The sequence below is a fragment of the Bacillus sp. KICET-1 genome, assembly GCF_027721405.1.
Taxonomy (GTDB): Bacteria; Bacillota; Bacilli; order Bacillales; family Bacillaceae; genus Bacillus; species Bacillus velezensis.
The window spans coordinates 2853593-2872539 of record NZ_CP113515.1; the positions used below are offsets into that span (position 1 = coordinate 2853593).

Here is an 18947-nt window from a genome sequence, read left to right on the forward strand (position 1 = left end):
TTTTGCACCATGACGGTTTTAATTACCGCACCATATCACGACGAGGGGCTGAAGGAGCTGACTGAGCTGTTCGGCCGGACTGTGCACCGGCCGTGGAAGAAGCACGGCCGGGCCTATCGGGAAGATGAATTGATCCGAATGATTCAAGAGACAAACGCGTCGGGGCTTATTACTGAACTTGATGAGGTGTCTGAGCGTGTTATTGACATATTGCCTGATTCCGCTTTTATCGGTGTCTGCAGAGGAATGCCGTCTAATGTGAATATTACGGCGGCGACTAAAAGAAAAATCCCCGTTTTCTTTACACCGGCCCGCAATGCCCAGGCTGTTGCTGAAATGTTTATCGGAAATGTGATTTCATTTTTGCGTCATACGTATTCTTCCCATCAGTGGCTGAAGGACGGGAAGTGGAATGGTGATTATTTGCAGGCTTACGTCAAATTCAGAGGAAATGAGCTGACGGGGAAAACAGTCGGCCTTATCGGTTTCGGAGCTGTCGGACAGAGAATCGCCCGGCTATTGGCCGCTTTTGACTGCGAGGTGCTTTACTATGACCCATTTGTCCGTCATGAAAACCGGGAGTATGAAAAAACGACGATTGAACGGGTATTTTCTGAAAGTGATATTGTTTCCGTTCACTTGCCGCGCACAGAAGAAACCATCGGCCTTATCGGCGCCCGGCACTTTCAATTGATGAAACAGGAAGCTGTTTTTGTCAATACGTCAAGAGCGGCGGTTACAGACAGGGAAGAGCTGCTGCGGGTGCTGAAAGAACGGCGGATTAAGGGAGCGATCCTTGACGTGTTTTATCACGAACCGCCTGAATCTTCTGATTATGAATTGATCTCTTTGCCGAATGTGTTAGCGACTCCCCATTTAGCGGGCGCAACGTTTGAAGTGGAGGATCATCATGTGAAGATTTTAAATGAAGCGCTTTTCAAATGGAAACAAGATCAAACCTGTTCAATACGTGAACTTTATAACAAAAGAGAACTTGAAACGGAAGGAGGAGGCTGTAATGGCTGAACAAAAAGGCTACCTTGTATTTGACATCGGGACGGGGAATGCGCGAGTCGCGGTCGTGACTGCCGGCGGCGAAGTGACCGCGCTTGAAAGGGAAGACATTGAATATGTGACGGATCCGCTTTATCCGGACGGACGATATTTCTCACCGGAAGGGTTATGGACGCAAATCAGCGCTATGGCAAGGAAGGTTATTGCCAAAAGCCCTCATATTACATTAATCGGAATCACCTCAACAAGCCAGAGGCAGGGAATTGTTCTGATCAATAAAGATAAAAAGGCATTTCTCGGTCTGCCCAACATTGATAACAGAGGCCGTGAATGGGAAGACGGGATTGATGCAAAAGAAGAAGTGCATCAGCAAACCGGACGTCTTCCGAGCGCTTTATTTTCCGCCATGAAACTTGTCGGATTAAAAGCTAGACAGCCGTCTTTATGGAAAGAAGTGAAGTACATCACAAGCATCAGTGACTGGGTGACATTTGAGCTGAGCGGTATTTTAAGCTATGAACCGTCACAGGCTGCTGAAACACTGCTGTTTGACGTAAGGAAAAAGGCGTGGTCAGAGACATTATGCAACATCTTCGGTGTGCCTTCTGCCATTCTTCCTTCACTCGTCCGATCTGGGACGGTTGTCGGAATGTTAACGTTTAAGAAAACGGCGGTTCTCGGTCTTTCTGAAAGAGTGCCTGTGATTGCAGGCGGGGGAGACACACAGCTTGCCATCAAAAGTGCAGATGCAAAGCCGGGAGATATCGTCATCGTATCCGGCACGACGACGCCGATTATAAAGATAACAGCTGAGACCGGAACTGAAAGTTTAAAGAATGCATGGCTGAATTGCCATACAGAAGAAGGTCAATGGCTCCTTGAAACGAATCCGGGTGTAACAGGACTCAATTATCAAAAATTAAAATCCATTTTTTATCCGAATGAATCCTACGGCGTCATGGAACGGGAAATCGCAAGTCTGCCGAAACATGATCATGCTTGTATTTCTGCGTTAGGCTCCTATTTATCGCCAGAGAAAAACGCACTGGCAAAAGGCGGATTTATTTTTGACGCTCCGCTGTCTCAAAACTTAAGCAGAGCCCATTTTGTCAAAGCCGCACTGCTGGAAATCGCTTTTTCAATCAAATGGAACTATGAGGCGTTAACAGAGGTGGCTTCCTTTTCACAAGATTATGTGAAGGTGTGCGGCGGCGGTTTCCAAAGTGATGCTTTGACGCAGTTTCTTGCTAACCTTCTCCAAAAGAAAATCTATAAGAGAGAGGGGTTCAGCCAGGCATCCGCAATGGGAGCGGCAATGATTTGCAACGAAGCTCTCGGTGTGAAAGCAGAGCTTTCGAGCCGCACAAAGGTAATTGAGCCGGAAGCGGATCAGACGGATCTCTTCCTATATGAAGAATGGAAACATACGCAAAAATTATTTACTCATTTTCAGCCGGCGGTGAAAGCCTGACTTGGGGATGAGATGACAACATGAAAGATTGCTGAGGAGGAACAAAAATGCTTAATAAAATAGGAATTCCGAAACAGCTCGCCTGGGGATTTTTAGGGGTCGTGCTGTTTATGATGGGGGACGGCCTTGAACAAGGCTGGCTCAGCCCGTTTTTAGTTGAAAACGGCTTGACGGTACAGCAATCAGCATCCCTGTTTACGGTTTACGGTATTTCTCTCGCTGTGGCGTCTTGGTTTTCAGGGGTCTGCCTCGAAGCCTTCGGCGCAAAGCGGACGATGTTTATGGGGCTGTTGTTTTACGTGATCGGAACAGCCGCGTTTATCGCATACGGATTTGAAAATCTTAATTTGCCGGTGATGTATGTCACGTATTTTATTAAAGGGCTGGGTTATCCGCTGTTTGCCTATTCATTTTTGACATGGGTGATTTACCGGTCGCCGAAAAACAGGCTCAGTACGGCGGTCGGCTGGTTCTGGATTGCATATTGCTGCGGGATGTTTGTATTCGGTGCCTGGTATTCAAGCTGGGCCATCAAATCCTTCGGCTATTTGAACACGCTGTGGAGTTCAATTTTCTGGGTCTGCCTCGGCGCGTTTTTTGCTTTGATTTTAAATAGGGACCGCTTTGAAAAGAAAAAGGCAGATAAGCGGGAAAAGGCGCAGGAATTAATGAAGGGAATCACCATCCTTGCTGAAAATCCGCGCGTGCTCTCTGGGGGGATCATTCGGATCATTAACAGCATCGGAACATACGGATTTCCGGTATTCCTCCCGATGCATATGGCGCAGCACGGCATTTCTACAAATGTATGGCTTCAAATTTGGGGAACGATCTTTCTCGGAAATATCGTCTTTAACTTAATCTTCGGCGCAGTCGGCGATGCCTTCGGCTGGAAAAAGACTGTCATGTGGTTCGGGGGAGTGGGCTGCGGCATTTTTACTCTTTTATTATATTATGCTCCTGTTGTATCACATGGGAACTTGCTTTTCGTCAGCATTGTCGGTTTTATATGGGGAGGGCTCCTCGCCGGGTTCGTTCCGATCGGGGCTATCGTGCCGACGGCGGCCGGCAGCGATAAAGGTGCTGCCATGTCTGTGTTAAATCTGGCTGCGGGCCTGTCGGCATTTGTCGGCCCCGCGCTTGCCTGGGCGTTCATCGGACTTGTCGGCGCACAAGGCGTTGTATGGATTTTCGCAGCGCTCTATTTCGTAAGTGCAATCTTGACAAATCAAATCAAAATACCTGAAGAGAAAACGGCAAAACACAATAAAGCATTGCCTGAATACGCTTCTTAACAGCAGCGCCCCGAAAATTCGGGGCGTTTTTTACAGCTGCTGAAGAAACCCGGCAAAGCGCTGAATTTGTTCACGTAACGATTGTTTGTTTTCGTGAAATTGTTTGAAACGATGTCCGTTTGCTCCGGACGGATGCGGGAAGCCTTCCAGAATGACCGCCTGCCTCATTCTGCCGTTCTTCTTCAGCATGCGGCAGGCTGATTCTGCTGCTTTTCCGAGAGGGATAAGCAGAATGTCCTTTTCCATCATTTCTATTTCATCCGGAAAACATCTCAGCGCGTAACGGCTGAGAAGAGCTGATCTGCTGATTGCCGGCCGATGTCCCGTATAGTTTTTCTGTTTATAAAAAACAGGGTGTTTGATAACGGACGTTGTATGAAGAAGCTCCCGTTTTGAATCAAATAACCGGGATGAATCCTCAACGTGAAGCGCGGCCGGCAGACTGCATTCATTAAGCATTTCGATGATGTTCTGTCTCATTGAACCGGAAAGTCCGGCCGCTTTTTTTGTTTCATACGCTATCGTTTCAAGAGTTTCGCCATCTTTTAAAAGCTGTGCCGCTTTTTTGTAAGCCAGCTGCATTTGAAAAAAACCGGGTGTGATTCCGGAAATGGCAACGACTGCATGAGGGTTAATATATTCATTATGAGGCGAATAATACAAATCCAGATCTCCGTCCTTGGCTAAATGGAAAGCCGGAGTCAGCAAATCCGATTTTGTAAACCCTCCCGAAGAAGATGGTGATTTAAGCTGCTGCAAAAAACGCGCAAGCCGCTCACGATCGCAAATCATGTTATGCCTCCTTGAATCCGCCGGTTTCTCTTAGTGTCGTCAAAAACGTCGGATGACATGCAGGCTCATACATCACTTTTACCGGCGTTCCAGAGCATCTTCAGGACATGAGACGTTCCTTTAACTTCGGCCGCCGTCGTTTGCACGGCTGTTTTTTTAGTGAGAAAATCTTCCTTCAGCTCTTTCTGCTTTTGCGATAACAGATCGGTTTCTGTTTTGATTTCATCAACGGCCGTCTGCATGGACGCTGTCGCGGCGTTAATTTTCTTTATATCAGGCGCTGTGTTTCTTTTAAAATGCACGGCGGATACGGCTGCATAAATTAATGCGGCAGCCGCAACGGCAGCACTGATATACAAAATGATGATCATCTTCTTTTCACTCCTTTTTTTCAGTTGATACCCTTTACGGATCGTGTTGAATCATTTTATTTGCTAATTGTTTTTTTTCTGCTTATAATGTGAAATCGTACATAAGGACATTCAGAAAGGGTGAAAGACGTGGAAAGCTTACAAAACAAAACGGCTCTTATCACGGGTGCGGGCAGAGGAATCGGCCGCGCCGCCGCTATCGCTTTAGCCAAAGAAGGAGTCAATATCGGTTTAATCGGCCGCACAGAAGCAAATGTCGAAAAGGTTGCGGAAGAAGTGAAAGCCCTTGGTGTAAAGGCATCATTCGCTGCTGCCGATGTAAAAAACCAAAAAGAGGTTGAGCAAGCCGTCTCCTCTATTAAAGAAGAACTCGGTGAGATTGACATCTTGATTAACAATGCCGGAATCAGCAAATTCGGCGGATTTTTGGATCTTACGCCTGAAGAGTGGGAAGACATCATTCAAGTTAATGTAATGGGTGTATACCACGTGACACGCGCCGTTCTTCCTGAAATGATTGAGAGAAAATCAGGAGATATCATTAATATTTCTTCTACGGCGGGCCAAAGAGGCGCCGCGGCGACAAGTGCGTACAGCGCTTCTAAATTTGCCGTTCTCGGTCTGACTGAATCTCTCATGCAGGAAGTCAGAAAACACAATATCCGTGTCAGCGCAATGACGCCGAGCACGGTTGCCAGCGACATGTCTATTGAATTAAATCTGACAGACGGCAATCCGGAAAAAGTCATGCAGCCTGAGGATCTTGCAGAATATATGGTTGCTCAATTGAAATTACATCCGCGCATTTTCATCAAAACTGCCGGTTTGTGGTCTACTAATCCTTAAACAAAAGGGGACCTGTCTTCGTGACGGGTCTTTTTTTTGTTTCCGCAACCCGAATAAATAGGCATAAAGATCCGTTTTTGCATAAAAAAGAGTGAAAAAGAAACCGATATCAGTTATAATTAAACTAAATAAACTATGTACCAAATGTTCATTAATATTATTTTTCCCCGCTCTCCAAAAAACAAATCAATACAAATCAAACTGTCCGAACGATAAAAAGGAAAAACGGGATATAAAGAGAATATTTAGTACATGGAATAATTTGTTAGAAGGAAGGGTGTGCACATATTGAAAGAAGAAAAAAGAAGTTCAACCGGTTTTTTAGTGAAACAAAGAGCTTTTTTAAAGCTTTACATGATTACAATGACAGAGCAGGAACGGCTTTACGGACTGAAGCTTCTCGAGGTGCTGCGTTCGGAATTTAAACCCATCGGTTTTAAGCCGAATCATACCGAGGTGTACCGTTCACTTCACGAACTTTTGGATGACGGGATTTTAAAGCAAGTAAAAGTGAAAAAAGAGGGAGCCAAACTCCAGGAAGTCGTTCTCTATCAATTTAAAGACTATGAAGCTGCGAAGCTTTACAAAAAACAGCTGAAGACAGAGCTTGACCGCTGCAAAAAGCTGATAGAAAAAGCCATTTCAGATAATTTTTAAATCCGGCCGGAACGCACCCGGCCTCCCGGGCTCAAAAGATTTGTAAGGTTTGTTCTGTGATTCATTATACATAATAACAGGCTCGGAACAATACACATCAATAAAACCTTCAAACTTGACATCGACTCCTGAAGTGGTAACATAAAAAACGTGTGAAAAATACGAACAAAATACGAACAAGGGAGATGTTACCGATCTTAGATCAAAAGAAAATTGCTTTTATCGGAGCAGGATCAATGGCTGAAGGAATGATATCAGGCATGGTCCGCGCAAAAAAAATTCCCAATCAAAACATCTGCGTGACAAACCGCCGCAATACAGAGCGACTCGCTGAATTGGAACATCAATACGGAATTCAAGGCATTGCTTTTGACAGCATGAAAACCGAAGACATTGATGTCTTTATTTTAGCCATGAAACCGAAGGATGCTGAAATCGCTCTTGCTACGCTGAAACGGCGTATTCAACCTCATCAAATCATCCTGTCTGTTCTGGCAGGCATAACAACCTCATTTATACAACAATCATTACATGACCGTCAGCCGGTTGTAAGAGTGATGCCGAACACATCCAGCATGATCGGCGAATCGGCAACAGCTGCGGCTTTCGGAGACCATGTTTCTTACGGTTCGGCAAAAACCGCTCTATCCCTTATGGAATGCCTCGGGGAAGTATACGTGATCAAGGAAGATCAGATGGACATTTTCACCGGCATCGCAGGCAGCGGACCGGCGTACTTTTATTATTTAATGGAGTTTATTGAAAAAGCAGGTGAAGAAGCCGGCTTAGACAAACGGCTGTCCCGCAAAATCGGCGCGCAAACGTTATTGGGCGCCGCTAAAATGCTGATGGAAACGGGTGAAAAACCGGATGTGCTTCGGGAAAACATCACCTCTCCAAACGGCACGACGGAAGCCGGCCTCGATGCGCTCAGGTCAGAAGGCGGCGGAGAAGCCATTGCCAAAGCCATTAAACACGCGACCGAACGTTCTATTGAGATCAGCAAAACAATTGAAAAAACGGCAGCACTATAATCGTTAAAAAACAGGAGTGATACAGTGACGTCTCGGACGAAGATCAAAAGAGTCGCGGTGAAAATCGGCAGCAGCTCACTGACGAGCCTGCACGGGGAAATCAGCAGAAGAAAGCTGGAAGCATTGGTGGATCAAATCGCACAGCTGAAAGACAGCGGCTATGAAGTGATTTTAGTATCTTCCGGCGCAGTGGCGGCAGGTTATCGAAAGCTCGGATTTATTCAGAAACCGGAAAGCCTCCCTGAAAAACAGGCTTCCGCTTCCATCGGGCAGGGATTATTAATGGAGGCTTATTCAAAGCTGTTTTTAGCGCACGGTTATGTCGCATCACAAATATTAATTACAAGAAGCGATTTTTCCGATGAATGCCGCTACCATAATGTCCGCAATACGATGAACGTCCTTTTGGAACGGGGAATTATTCCGATTATTAATGAAAATGACACGGTCACAGTCAACCGGCTGAAATTCGGAGATAACGATACACTCGCAGCGAAGGTGGCAGGTTTAATTGATGCCGACATGCTTGTGATTTTATCAGACATTGACGGTTTATATGATGATAATCCGCGCAGCAACCCGAAGGCGAAAAGAATCAGACATGTAAGTGACATTACCCCGGAAATAGAAGCGAGCGCGGGAGATGCCGGGAGTGAGATGGGAACAGGCGGAATGCGTTCGAAACTGGATGCTTTTAAAATTGTGATGGCCTCGGGTATTAAAGGCTTTCTCGGGCAGGCTAACATTCCGGACATTCTGCTTCAAGCGGTAGATGAGGCTGCTGAAGGAACTTATTTTGAAGCGGAAGGAACCCTGCCGTTAAACCACAAAGAACAATGGCTTGCGTTTAATTCCGGTCCAGAAGGTGAAATTGTGATGGAAAAAGAAAGCAGCCGTGATGTCGCGAACGGAAATATGGAGCTGTCACCGCAGGACATCGAGCAGATTAAGGGCAGATTCAGCTGCGGAGCGGTTGTCAGGCTGCTTGATCAGCAGGGAGAAGAGCTCGGACTCGGCATCGTCAACTATTCCTCAGCCCAGCTGAAGACATTTAAAGAAACGCCGCATAAACAGGCCGATCAATCAGTCATTGATCCGGAAGCATTTGTCTGTCACGTTGAACTATCCATTCCGATCGGCTGAGAAAGATCTATAAAAATATGAAAAAGCCCGAGGCTTCGTTTTGAAGCTCGGGTTTGTTTTTTATTGATATTGTTCAAGTTTGGAGAAAAATTGAATGACAAAATGATAGAAATCATTTGCAGACGGAGCCAGTTCCCTTCCTTTTGGTTTAATAATGCCTACGGTGCGCTTCACTTGAGGAAATTCAATCGGAATTTTGACCGTAAACCGGGGTGTGGTTTCTGCAAAGGTGCTTTCAGGTAATAAAGTCACTCCCATCCCCGCGGAGACTAATCCTTTAATGGCATCTAAATCCTCGCCCTCCGTCGATACAAGCGGCGCAAAGCCGGCCTGTCTGCAAGCGTCAATCGCCATGTTTCGGAGAATAAACCCTTCAGGAAATAAAACGAATTGGTCGCCGCGCAGATCAATTAAATGAATATTTTTCTGTTTGGCAAGCGGATGATGCAGCGGAACAAGCGCGTAAATCTTTTCCGTGAATAAGATATGGCCTGTTATGTCGGGGAATTCCGTCGGAACGGGGCCGAGCAGCGCCGCATCTATATCCCTGTTTCTTACGGCTTCAATTAAAAACTTATAAGACCCCTGACGGAGCAAAAACTCAACGTTCGGGTATTCCTCTTTAAATGCCGAAATCACCGTCGGCAAAAGCTGGCTTGCAAGGCTCGTCGGAAATCCTATTTTGACGGTTCCGCGATTCGGATCAAGATATTCATCAATTTGTTCCTTCGCGTAATCAATTGCTTTCATCGCCGTTTTAACATGTTCTAAAAATTGCTTGCCGATCGGCGTTAATTTAATATTTCTGCCTTCCCGTTCAAATAAAGTGACTTTCAGCTCTTCTTCAAGATTTGCAATCTGCCTGCTGATGGCGGATTGTGCGACATGCAGATGATCAGCCGCTTCTGACACATGTTCCCGTTCTGCTACCTCCATAAAATACCGAAGCTGGCGTAATTCCATTGCGTTCACACCCATCTATCTCATTTTGAGATGTATTTGATCTAAATTATATATTGTTTATATTGTTTTGAAAACTTACAATTAATTTAAAGTTGTCAGATTTTATGACCGATAATTAACGGAAACTGATCGGGGGAGAGGAATTATGACTTACAATCAAATGCCGAAAGCACAAGGTCTCTACCGTCCGGAATTTGAGCACGATGCATGCGGAATCGGCTTGTACGCCCATTTAAAAGGGAAACCTTCACATGACATTGTCAAAAAAGGACTGAAGATGCTTTGCCAGCTGGATCACAGAGGAGGACAGGGCAGTGATCCGAATACGGGTGACGGCGCCGGCCTGATGGTTCAGATCCCTGATGCTTTTTTTAAGAAAGAGTGCGGAGAAATGAAGCTGCCGGAAAAAGGCCGTTACGGGGTAGGAATGGTCTTTTTCTCGCAAAATGAAGAGGAAAGAAAAAAGATCGAAAAACAGGTGAATGCATTCATTGAGCAGGAAGGACAGATCGTTCTCGGCTGGAGAACCGTCCCTGTAAATGTCGGAAAAATCGGAACAGTGGCACAAAGCACTTGTCCGTATGTGCGTCAAGTATTCATCGGCTCCGCAAATGATTTGAAAGACAGCCTTGCTTTTGAACGTAAACTGTATATCATCCGGAAGCAGGCGGAAAATTGGGGCATTCAAGAACAGCTTGATTTTTACTTCGCAAGCTTGTCAAGCCAGACTATTGTTTATAAAGGATTGTTAACGCCTGAGCAGGTTGACGCTTTTTATTTGGATTTGCAGGATGAAACCTTCGTATCTGCATTTTCACTCGTGCATTCAAGATTCAGCACAAATACCTTTCCTACTTGGGAACGTGCCCATCCGAACCGCTATCTGATTCATAACGGAGAAATCAATACGCTCCGGGGCAACATCAATTGGATGAGAGCGAGGGAGCAGCAGTTCGTTTCAGAAAGCTTCGGAGACGATCTTCACAAAGTACTGCCGATTTTAAATGCTGAGGGAAGTGACTCATCCATTCTTGATAATGCGTTTGAATTTTTCGTGATGGCGGGGCGGAAACCGGCACATACGGCAATGATGCTGATTCCGGAACCATGGACGGAAAACACTCACATGTCTAAAGCGAAACGGGCTTTTTATGAATATCACAGCTCTTTAATGGAGCCGTGGGACGGGCCGACCGCCATTTCGTTTACGGACGGAAAACAAATCGGCGCCATCCTTGACCGTAACGGCCTGCGTCCGGCACGTTACTATGTGACAAAAGATGACCATATTATTTTCTCATCTGAGGTCGGCGTTATTGAAGTGGAGCAGGAGAACATTCTTCATAAAAAACGTCTGGAGCCCGGAAAAATGCTGCTCATTGACTTAGAGGAAGGCCGGATTATTTCAGATGAAGAAGTGAAAACAGAAATTGCCAATGAATTCCCTTATCAAAAATGGCTTGAAGAAGAATTGGTTCAAGTGAATCCTGACCCGGAAATCCGGGAAGAGGAACAATTCGATGATCTTCTCGTCCGTCAAAAAGCGTTTGGCTATACGTATGAAGATATTCAGAAGTATTTAATTCCTGTTATTAAAGAAGGCAAGGACCCGCTCGGCTCTATGGGAAATGATTCGCCGCTCGCCGTTTTATCCGATCGCGCCCAATCACTGTTTCATTACTTTAAACAGCTGTTTGCGCAAGTCACAAACCCGCCGATTGACGCGATCCGCGAGCAGCTTGTGACCTCCACGGTGACATGGCTCGGAGCTGAAGGCGATCTGCTGCATCCGAGTGAAAGAAATGCACGCCGCATAAAATTGTATACTCCTGTATTATCAAACGAACAGTTTTATGCGCTGAAAACACTTGTGCACCCTGACATTAAGAGCCAGAACATCCGCACGCTGTTTTCCGATGACCTAGAAAAAGGCCTGAAGGATTTGTTTCAGCAGGCGGAAAAAGCGATCAAGGAAGGCGTATCTCTGTTAATTTTATCTGACAGGGCAATGAGTAAAGAGTTGACGCCGATTCCGCCGCTTTTGGCCGTCAGTGCGCTGCATCAGCATTTGATCCGCCAAGGTCTGCGAACAAAAGCAAGCATTATCGTTGAATCCGGGGAAGCGCGTGAAGTTCATCACTTTGCGGCTCTCATCGGATATGGTGCCGATGCTGTCAATCCGTATTTGACTTACGCTACGTATAAGCAGGAAATCGATGAAGGCCGGCTTGATATTCCGTATGAAGAAGCTGTCAGCAAATACGGAAAGAGCGTAACAGAAGGCGTCGTGAAAGTGATGTCAAAAATGGGAATTTCAACTGTGCAAAGTTACAGGGGCGCCCAAATTTTTGAAGCGGTCGGCATCGGTGAAGACGTTATCGCCAAATACTTTACCGGTACTGCATCTCAGCTTGGCGGAATCGATATCGAGACGATTGCGCAAGAAGCGAAGAAGCGCCACCAAGCGGCGTACAAGGATGATTACAGCCAAACTCTTGATCCGGGAAGTGAATTCCAATGGCGAAACGGGGGAGAGCACCACGCTTTCAATCCGAAAACCATCCATACGCTGCAATGGGCCTGCCGCAAAAATGATTACAGCCTGTTTAAGCAGTATTCTCATGCAGCGGATGAAGAACGAATCGGATTTTTACGCAATCTGTTCGCCTTCAAAGAAGACCGCAAGCCTTTAAAATTAGAGGAAGTTGAATCAGCTGCGTCCATCGTGAAACGTTTTAAAACAGGAGCGATGTCATTCGGTTCATTAAGCAAGGAAGCCCATGAGGCTTTAGCGATAGCGATGAACAGGCTTGGCGGAAAAAGCAACAGCGGAGAAGGCGGCGAGGACCCGAAACGTTTCGTTCCGGATGAAAATGGCGACGACAGAAGAAGTGCGATTAAACAGATCGCTTCCGGCCGTTTCGGTGTAAAGAGCCATTATCTCGTCAATGCGGATGAATTGCAGATCAAAATGGCGCAAGGGGCGAAGCCGGGAGAAGGCGGTCAGCTTCCGGGCAACAAGGTATATCCTTGGGTCGCGGATGTCCGCGGTTCTACACCAGGTGTAGGGCTGATCTCACCGCCTCCTCACCATGATATTTATTCAATTGAAGATTTGGCGCAGCTGATTCATGATTTGAAAAATGCAAATCGAAGCGCGCGAATCAGCGTCAAGCTCGTGTCAAAAGCCGGTGTCGGCACGATTGCTGCCGGTGTGGCAAAAGGCACTGCGGATGTCATCGTCATCAGCGGCTACGATGGCGGAACGGGCGCGTCGCCGAAAACAAGTATTAAACATACGGGTCTTCCGTGGGAGCTTGGTCTTGCAGAAGCTCACCAAACGCTGATGCTGAACGGTTTACGGGATCGCGTGGTATTGGAAACGGACGGTAAGCTGATGACAGGCCGAGATGTCGTGATGGCCGCCTTGCTCGGTGCGGAGGAATTCGGCTTTGCTACAGCGCCGCTTGTCGTTCTCGGCTGTGTCATGATGCGCGCCTGCCATTTAGATACATGTCCTGTAGGTGTCGCGACGCAAAATCCGGAGCTCCGCAAGAAATTCATGGGCGATCCTGACCATATCGTAAATTACATGCTGTTTGTCGCAGAAGAAGTGCGTGAATATATGGCAGAGTTAGGCTTTAAGACGCTTGATGAAATGATCGGACGGACAGACGTTCTTCATGTCAGTGAACGTGCAAAAGCGCATTGGAAAGCGGGCCAGCTTGATTTATCCACACTGCTGTACCAGCCTGAAGGCGTACGTACTTTCCGTACGGCGCAAAACCATAAAATCGACGAGTCGCTTGATATGACGGTTATTCTTCCGGCGGTTCAGGCTGCAATTGAAGCCGGTCAGGAAGCGGAAGCTGAAATCAAGATCAATAATACAAATCGCGTAGCCGGAACCGTGACGGGAAGTGAAATTTCTAAACGCTACGGAGCGGAAGGCCTGCCGGATGATACGATCAGACTTCATTTTACCGGATCAGCCGGACAGAGTTTCGGAGCATTTGTCCCTAAGGGGATGACGCTTCATTTGAACGGGGATTCAAATGACTACGTAGGCAAAGGGCTTTCAGGCGGAAAAATCATCGTGAAAGCGCCTGATGCCTTCAATTGTGAAACACACGATAACGTTATTATCGGGAACGTCGCATTTTACGGAGCAACAAGCGGGGAAGCGTACATTAACGGGCGCGCCGGTGAACGTTTTGCAGTCCGTAACAGCGGAGTCAATGTCGTTGTAGAAGGTATCGGAGACCACGGCTGTGAATACATGACAGGCGGCCGGGTTGTCGTCCTCGGCGAAGTCGGCAAAAACTTCGGGGCGGGAATGTCAGGCGGTATCGCATACGTCCTGAGTGATGATGCCAAAGCATTTAAACGCAAATGCAACATGGAAATGATTTCATTTGAAAAGCTGACGGATGAGGCTGAGATCAAAGAAGTGCAAGAAATGGTCAAACGGCACGCGGCGCTGACAAACAGCAAAAAAGCCGCAGATCTCCTGGACAATTGGGAAAAAGCCGCAGAAACCTTTATCAAAGTCATTCCGAAAAACTATAAACAAATGCTCCTCAGCATCGAAGAACAAAAAGCGGCGGGTTTATCAGAAGAAGACGCAATTATGTATGCTTTTGAAGCCAATACAAAGGTCCTCCAAACGCCTGCGAAAGATCAAAAACAAGCGGTAGTACAGTAAGAAAGGGGAGAGGAACATGGGGAAACCAACTGGATTCATGGAAGAAAAACGAGAAAAACCGGCTGAGCGGGACCCTCTCACTCGCTTAAAGGATTGGAAAGAGTATTCGGCTCCATTTTCAGATGAAGCGTCAAAGCGGCAGGGGGCGCGGTGTATGGATTGCGGCACACCGTTTTGCCAAATCGGCGCTGATATCAACGGTTTTACCTCCGGCTGCCCGATTTATAATCTGATACCGGAGTGGAATGACCTCGTCTATCGGGGGCGCTGGAAAGAAGCCTTGGAGCGCCTTCTGAAAACGAATAACTTTCCTGAATTCACAGGGCGGGTCTGTCCCGCTCCTTGTGAAGGATCTTGTACGCTGGCCATTTCAGATCCGGCTGTTTCAATTAAAAACATCGAGCGGACGATCATTGACAAAGGTTTTGAGAACGGATGGATTCAGCCGAGAATTCCCGCGAAACGCACAGGTAAAAAAGTCGCTGTCGTCGGTTCAGGCCCGGCAGGTCTGGCAAGCGCTGATCAGCTGAATCAAGCCGGTCATTCCGTAACAGTCTATGAGCGTGCCGACAGAGCCGGCGGCCTGCTGATGTACGGCATTCCGAGCATGAAGCTTGAGAAAAATGTCGTTGAACGCCGTATTAAGCTTTTGACGCAGGAAGGTATAGATTTTGTGACAAATACCGAAATCGGCGTTGACATAACGGCAGATGAGCTGAAAGATCAATTTGATGCCGTCATTTTGTGCACAGGCGCCCAAAAGCAGCGCAATCTGCTGATTGAAGGCCGGGAAGCAAAAGGCGTCCATTATGCGATGGACTATTTAACACTGGCGACGAAAAGCTATTTAGATTCCAACTTCAAAGACAAACAATTTATAGACGCTAAAGGGAAAGACGTCATCGTGATCGGCGGAGGAGACACAGGAGCTGACTGCGTGGCAACCGCGCTGCGCCAAAAAGCGCGCAGCGTGCACCAGTTCGGGAAACATCCTAAACTTCCTCAGACGCGCACGAACGACAATATGTGGCCTGAACAGCCGCACGTCTTTACCCTTGAATACGCTTATGAAGAAGCGCAGGCAAAGTTCGGCAAAGACCCGAGAGAATATTCAATTCAGACGACAAAAATGGTGGCCGATAAGCAGGGCCGCTTACAAGAGATTCACACCATTCAAATGGAAAAAGTCAGAAACGAATTCGGAAAGTATGAATTTCATGAACTGCCCGGGACAGAAAAAGTATGGCCTGCTCAGCTGGTGTTCATCGCCATCGGTTTTGAAGGGACAGAACAGCCATTATTGAAACAGTTCGGTGTCGATTCGGCAAATCATAAAATTCAGGCAGCATATGGGGATTATAAAACGAATGTTGACGGTGTTTTCGCCGCAGGGGATGCGAGAAGGGGCCAAAGCCTGATTGTATGGGCGATTAATGAAGGCCGGGAAGCAGCGCGCGAAGTCGACAGTTATTTAATGGGGAGCACTGTTTTACCGTAAATAAAGGGGTTTATTTATAAAACCGGCTGGGATCAGCCGGTTTTTCGTATTGAAATGAAACCTCCTTCTTCCTGTATTGGTCATATAAGGGTAACGTGATGGGAATGGAGGATAACAAATGGAATTTTGTTTTACAGAGTGGAGAGATTATTTTCGTAGAAATCAATCAGCAGTCAAGGAACTAACTGTAAATATGATCAGCTTTCTGAAACTGAGCGCCGCGTTATTTGTTCTTCAGTTCAGCAGTTTCAAATCGGCGAAAGTTCAGAAGGTCTGTTTTTGATAGCTGCTGCAAAACGTTTCTTAAAGGATTGTGCTGACAAAAGTTATCTGGAAGCGCTGATTTTATTTATTCAGGATGAACAAAGGCATGCGGGTGAATTGGAAATATTCATGAACCGGCACAATATCCCAAAGCTGGAAAAGCATTGGGTTGATCAAGTCTTCCGCAGACTGAGACGATTTGCAAGCCTTGAGCAGTCGATCACGGTGCTGCTGACGGCGGAAATCATCGCCGCCGTTTATTATGACGCCTTAAAAAACGTGACGGGCTCTGTGTGTCTGCGATCAATTTGCGGGCAGATTTTAATTGATGAAGAAAAACATATTGAATTTCAAGCGGAAGCACTGCACAAGTTCGGCCGGCGCCGCTTAAAGATCACCAATACGTGTGCTGTGTTTTCCCGCTTTATTTTATTGACGGGCACTTTACCCGTCGTGTGGCTCTATCATCGAAAAGTTTTAAAAGCCGGGGGTAAACACTTTTTTGTTTATTTGAAAGAAGCCTATCAAGAGTATGTCAGAGCGGAAACGCTTATAAACACATAAGGAAACGGACGGGTCCGCTCCTCTTTTTTAGACATCCAAACGAAAGCCGATATTGCCAAACTGCCGTCCTTCCCGCATTCTGTTAAAAGCGGCAGCTGCTTCTCTGAGAGAATACATACGGTCGATAATGGGACGGATGCCGCAGCGGTTTATCAATTCCAGCATATCCGCGAATTCCTTATTGCTTCCCATTGATGTACCGAGAATATGAATCTGCGGAAAAAACAGCGAGCGAATAGGAAATCCGAGCTGATCGCCTGAACTGGCGCCAAATGTTACGATCCGGCCATTCGGTTTCATAATGTCAAGATAGTGTTGAAACAAGGCGGGGCCTACACCGTCAAGTATGATATCTGCTTTTTCGCCATTCAGCGCCTCATTCCAGTCACCGTAGCTGTCAATCGCCCGGTCTGCACCGTATGACAGTGCGGTTTGTTTTTTGTTTTCGCTGCGGGAAGTGACGCTGACTGTCGCTCCGATAGCTTTTGCCATTAATAAGGCATATGTTGCCACGCCGCTTCCGATGCCCGGAAGGATAAGGTGTTCGCCTTTTTTTAATTGTCCTTTTGTAAATAAGGCGCGATAAGCGGTTAATGCTGATAACGGCAGCACGCCCGCTTCCTCCCAAGTCAGGTGTTCGGGTTTTAAAACGGCATTTTCCTCAGGAACGATGACATAAGGTGAAAATGTTCCGTCGCTCGGACCACCTAAAATATCAGGGACGGCTGGTACGTCCTCAACAGTCTTCCAATTCAGCACCGGGTTGATGATGACTTCTGCATGCAGTAAATGAGACCGGACGCCGTGTCCTATTTCGGTTACGATTCCCGCGCCGTCTGAACCGAGAGTAAATTCATGGTTTCCGGTTTTGTGGTTTTTCATTAAAAACAAATCGCGATGGTTTAATCCGGCTGTTTTCAGCTTTATTTTTACTTCGCCGTTTCCCGGCCGTTTGTCAGGTGCCTGCCTGAAATCAAAGCCATTTTCGTGTATGATAAGGGCATTCATCATTCTTCTCTCCTTTATAATTGATGAGAAAGATTTTACAGGCTGTATCAGCTGCAGTAAATAAATGAAAATTGATAGCCGGCTATCAATAAAAATCATAGCAAGAAGGTGTCCTTACATGGAAAGCGGAGACTTAAAGATTTTTCAGGCTGTCGCCCGCAAAGGAAGTATTTCAAAGGCGGCAGAAAGCCTGCATTATGTTCAATCAAATGTGACAAACCGGATTCAGCAGCTGGAACGGCTATTACAAACACAGCTTTTTTACCGCACAAATCGGGGGATGACGCTGACGCCCGCAGGTGAAAACTTATTGAAAGACGCAGACAGAATCCTTCAATTGCTGCATGAGGCGCAAAAAACGGCGCAAGAGGCAGGCGATCCGAACGGCCCGCTTCGAATCGGTTCTCTTGAAACGGCGGCAGCCGTCCATCTCCCTCAATTTTTCACAGAGTATTGCAGCCGCTACCCGAAAGTACAGCTGTCTCTGTCAACCGGTGATACACATACCTTAGTGCAGCGCGTCTTACACTATGAGCTGGACGGCGCTTTTGTTTATGGACCGGTCGAATACGAAGATCTTGAGCAAGTCGCTGTATTTCAAGAAGAATTGGTCTTGGTCTCAAATAAGCGGGAAGGCAGTTTGCAAGACTTGTTGCGAGATCCGATTCTGTATTTTGCCGCGGGCTGTTCGCACCGCCGCAAAATAAAAAACATACTGAAAGAAGAGGCAGTGCCCGCATATAAAATCATTGAATTCGGTACGTTGGAAGCCATTATTGGGGCGGTGCAGGCGGGGATGGGGGTTTCCTTTCTGCCTGCATCAGCCGTCCGTTATTTTCAAAACAGGAAAAATCTTTTTCTTCATGAGCTCCCTGAACATTTTCGGAATATGAATATATCATTCATCTACCGGAGTGATTTATTTTTGACATCGGCGTTTGAAGAACTGCTGAATGGATTAAAAGCATTACCGAACGGAAGATGAGAAAACAGGACAGCTGTGTACGCCAATTTTTTTCGTTCTGGTTTTTCTTAAAAAAACTTTCTTTTTCGGAAAATTTATGTATAATAAAAGAAAGTTTTTCGGATAAAGTATCTGCAATGATAAGGACATGAGACATTTTAACCGGCCATACAGAGAGGGAGGGCGCGGCTGAGACCTTCCCGGCACGAAGAATGAGCTTACCGCCTTTTGAGCTGTATCGGTGAACGAAAGCAGCCGATACCGTATAGCCGCGTTACGGCAAAAATGAGCCGTCACTTGAAGTGGCGGGAATTTGGGTGGAACCGCGGGTCTGACACACACTCGTCCCTTTTTTGGG

15 protein-coding genes and 1 other annotated feature are annotated in these 18947 nt (G+C 46.6%); of the genes, 11 read left to right on the top strand and 4 right to left on the bottom strand.

Going from position 1 to position 18947, the window contains the following annotated elements; translation table 11 throughout:
• The first annotated feature begins 9 nt into the window (after nucleotides 1-9).
• From OVA33_RS14740 to OVA33_RS14750, 3 genes are read left to right on the top strand one after another with little or no spacing between them, the layout of a single operon-like run.
• Complete coding sequence (locus OVA33_RS14740; RefSeq protein WP_017417948.1) at nucleotides 10-1026, top strand: 2-hydroxyacid dehydrogenase; 1017 nt, start codon at nucleotides 10-12, stop codon at nucleotides 1024-1026.
• Entirely contained in the window at nucleotides 1019-2485 is a 1467-nt protein-coding gene (locus tag OVA33_RS14745) for an FGGY-family carbohydrate kinase (protein ID WP_017417947.1), read from the top strand. The genes OVA33_RS14740 and OVA33_RS14745 overlap by 8 nt, the downstream gene beginning before the upstream one ends.
• Nucleotides 2486-2532: 47 nt before the next feature.
• Nucleotides 2533-3780 carry an RbtT/DalT/CsbX family MFS transporter gene (locus OVA33_RS14750; RefSeq protein WP_007407341.1) on the top strand — a complete coding sequence of 416 codons (1248 nt, stop codon included), beginning with the start codon at nucleotides 2533-2535 and terminating at the stop codon, nucleotides 3778-3780.
• 30 nt (nucleotides 3781-3810) lie between these two features.
• Here the strand turns inward: OVA33_RS14750 and OVA33_RS14755 are convergent, their stop codons facing one another.
• Both OVA33_RS14755 and OVA33_RS14760 read right to left on the bottom strand, forming a co-directional pair.
• A complete protein-coding gene (locus tag OVA33_RS14755) occupies nucleotides 3811-4572 on the bottom strand; it encodes a hypothetical protein (RefSeq protein ID WP_017417946.1) in 762 nt (253 codons plus the stop codon).
• A gap of 65 nt (nucleotides 4573-4637) precedes the next feature.
• Nucleotides 4638-4943, bottom strand: coding sequence for a hypothetical protein (locus OVA33_RS14760; protein ID WP_017417945.1), 306 nt, complete (start codon nucleotides 4941-4943; stop codon nucleotides 4638-4640).
• Nucleotides 4944-5072: 129 nt separating this feature from the next.
• Between OVA33_RS14760 and OVA33_RS14765 the strand changes: the two genes are divergently transcribed.
• The 4 genes from OVA33_RS14765 (at nucleotide 5073) to proB (ending at nucleotide 8623) form a co-directional block, all read left to right on the top strand.
• Nucleotides 5073-5789 (top strand): 3-ketoacyl-ACP reductase, encoded by a 717-nt coding sequence (locus OVA33_RS14765; protein WP_007407344.1) that lies wholly within the window; start codon nucleotides 5073-5075, stop codon nucleotides 5787-5789.
• A 288-nt stretch (nucleotides 5790-6077) separates the two neighbouring features.
• Nucleotides 6078-6446, top strand: a complete 369-nt coding sequence (gene rtp, locus OVA33_RS14770; RefSeq protein WP_003153833.1) for a replication termination protein — start codon at nucleotides 6078-6080, stop codon at nucleotides 6444-6446.
• Nucleotides 6447-6631: 185 nt separating this feature from the next.
• Nucleotides 6632-7480, top strand: coding sequence for a pyrroline-5-carboxylate reductase (gene proC, locus OVA33_RS14775; protein ID WP_063636658.1), 849 nt, complete (start codon nucleotides 6632-6634; stop codon nucleotides 7478-7480).
• A gap of 24 nt (nucleotides 7481-7504) precedes the next feature.
• Nucleotides 7505-8623: a glutamate 5-kinase gene (proB, locus tag OVA33_RS14780; RefSeq protein ID WP_017417943.1), complete on the top strand. Its 1119-nt coding sequence runs from the start codon at nucleotides 7505-7507 to the stop codon at nucleotides 8621-8623.
• Nucleotides 8624-8683: 60 nt separating this feature from the next.
• Here the strand turns inward: proB and OVA33_RS14785 are convergent, their stop codons facing one another.
• On the bottom strand, nucleotides 8684-9586 hold the full coding sequence (locus OVA33_RS14785) for a glutamate biosynthesis transcriptional regulator GltC (RefSeq protein WP_014418086.1): 903 nt from the start codon (nucleotides 9584-9586) through the stop codon (nucleotides 8684-8686).
• A gap of 145 nt (nucleotides 9587-9731) precedes the next feature.
• Between OVA33_RS14785 and gltB the strand changes: the two genes are divergently transcribed.
• From gltB to OVA33_RS14800, 3 genes are all read left to right on the top strand, one after another.
• Nucleotides 9732-14291 carry a glutamate synthase large subunit gene (gltB, locus tag OVA33_RS14790; protein ID WP_063636657.1) on the top strand — a complete coding sequence of 1520 codons (4560 nt, stop codon included), beginning with the start codon at nucleotides 9732-9734 and terminating at the stop codon, nucleotides 14289-14291.
• Nucleotides 14292-14307: 16 nt separating this feature from the next.
• Nucleotides 14308-15789, top strand: a complete 1482-nt coding sequence (gene gltD / locus OVA33_RS14795) for a glutamate synthase small subunit (RefSeq protein WP_017417941.1) — start codon at nucleotides 14308-14310, stop codon at nucleotides 15787-15789.
• 279 nt (nucleotides 15790-16068) lie between these two features.
• Nucleotides 16069-16617 (top strand): hypothetical protein, encoded by a 549-nt coding sequence (locus OVA33_RS14800; protein WP_017417939.1) that lies wholly within the window; start codon nucleotides 16069-16071, stop codon nucleotides 16615-16617.
• A gap of 27 nt (nucleotides 16618-16644) precedes the next feature.
• Here the strand turns inward: OVA33_RS14800 and OVA33_RS14805 are convergent, their stop codons facing one another.
• The gene (locus OVA33_RS14805) at nucleotides 16645-17625 is read right to left on the bottom strand and encodes a zinc-binding dehydrogenase (RefSeq protein WP_017417938.1); all 981 of its coding nucleotides are present in this window, start codon (nucleotides 17623-17625) and stop codon (nucleotides 16645-16647) included.
• A gap of 118 nt (nucleotides 17626-17743) precedes the next feature.
• Here OVA33_RS14805 and OVA33_RS14810 point away from each other — a divergent pair, with 118 nt between their 5' ends.
• Nucleotides 17744-18610, top strand: coding sequence for a LysR family transcriptional regulator (locus OVA33_RS14810; RefSeq protein WP_014418081.1), 867 nt, complete (start codon nucleotides 17744-17746; stop codon nucleotides 18608-18610).
• 107 nt (nucleotides 18611-18717) lie between these two features.
• Nucleotides 18718-18942 (top strand) — a binding site (T-box leader).
• Nucleotides 18943-18947 lie beyond the last annotated feature (5 nt).

Bases quoted from the DNA above. Each gene is read 5' to 3' on its own strand.
- OVA33_RS14760 (WP_017417945.1), bottom strand. From the start codon at position 4,943: ATGATCATCATTTTGTATATCAGTGCTGCCGTTGCGGCTGCCGCATTA.
- OVA33_RS14740 (WP_017417948.1), top strand. From the start codon at position 10: ATGACGGTTTTAATTACCGCACCATATCACGACGAGGGGCTGAAGGAG.
- OVA33_RS14755 (WP_017417946.1), bottom strand. From the start codon at position 4,572: ATGATTTGCGATCGTGAGCGGCTTGCGCGTTTTTTGCAGCAGCTTAAA.
- OVA33_RS14785 (WP_014418086.1), bottom strand. From the start codon at position 9,586: ATGGAATTACGCCAGCTTCGGTATTTTATGGAGGTAGCAGAACGGGAA.
- OVA33_RS14805 (WP_017417938.1), bottom strand. From the start codon at position 17,625: ATGAATGCCCTTATCATACACGAAAATGGCTTTGATTTCAGGCAGGCA.
- OVA33_RS14750 (WP_007407341.1), top strand. From the start codon at position 2,533: ATGCTTAATAAAATAGGAATTCCGAAACAGCTCGCCTGGGGATTTTTA.
- proC (WP_063636658.1), top strand. From the start codon at position 6,632: ATGTTACCGATCTTAGATCAAAAGAAAATTGCTTTTATCGGAGCAGGA.
- gltB (WP_063636657.1), top strand. From the start codon at position 9,732: ATGACTTACAATCAAATGCCGAAAGCACAAGGTCTCTACCGTCCGGAA.
- OVA33_RS14810 (WP_014418081.1), top strand. From the start codon at position 17,744: ATGGAAAGCGGAGACTTAAAGATTTTTCAGGCTGTCGCCCGCAAAGGA.
- gltD (WP_017417941.1), top strand. From the start codon at position 14,308: ATGGGGAAACCAACTGGATTCATGGAAGAAAAACGAGAAAAACCGGCT.
- OVA33_RS14745 (WP_017417947.1), top strand. From the start codon at position 1,019: ATGGCTGAACAAAAAGGCTACCTTGTATTTGACATCGGGACGGGGAAT.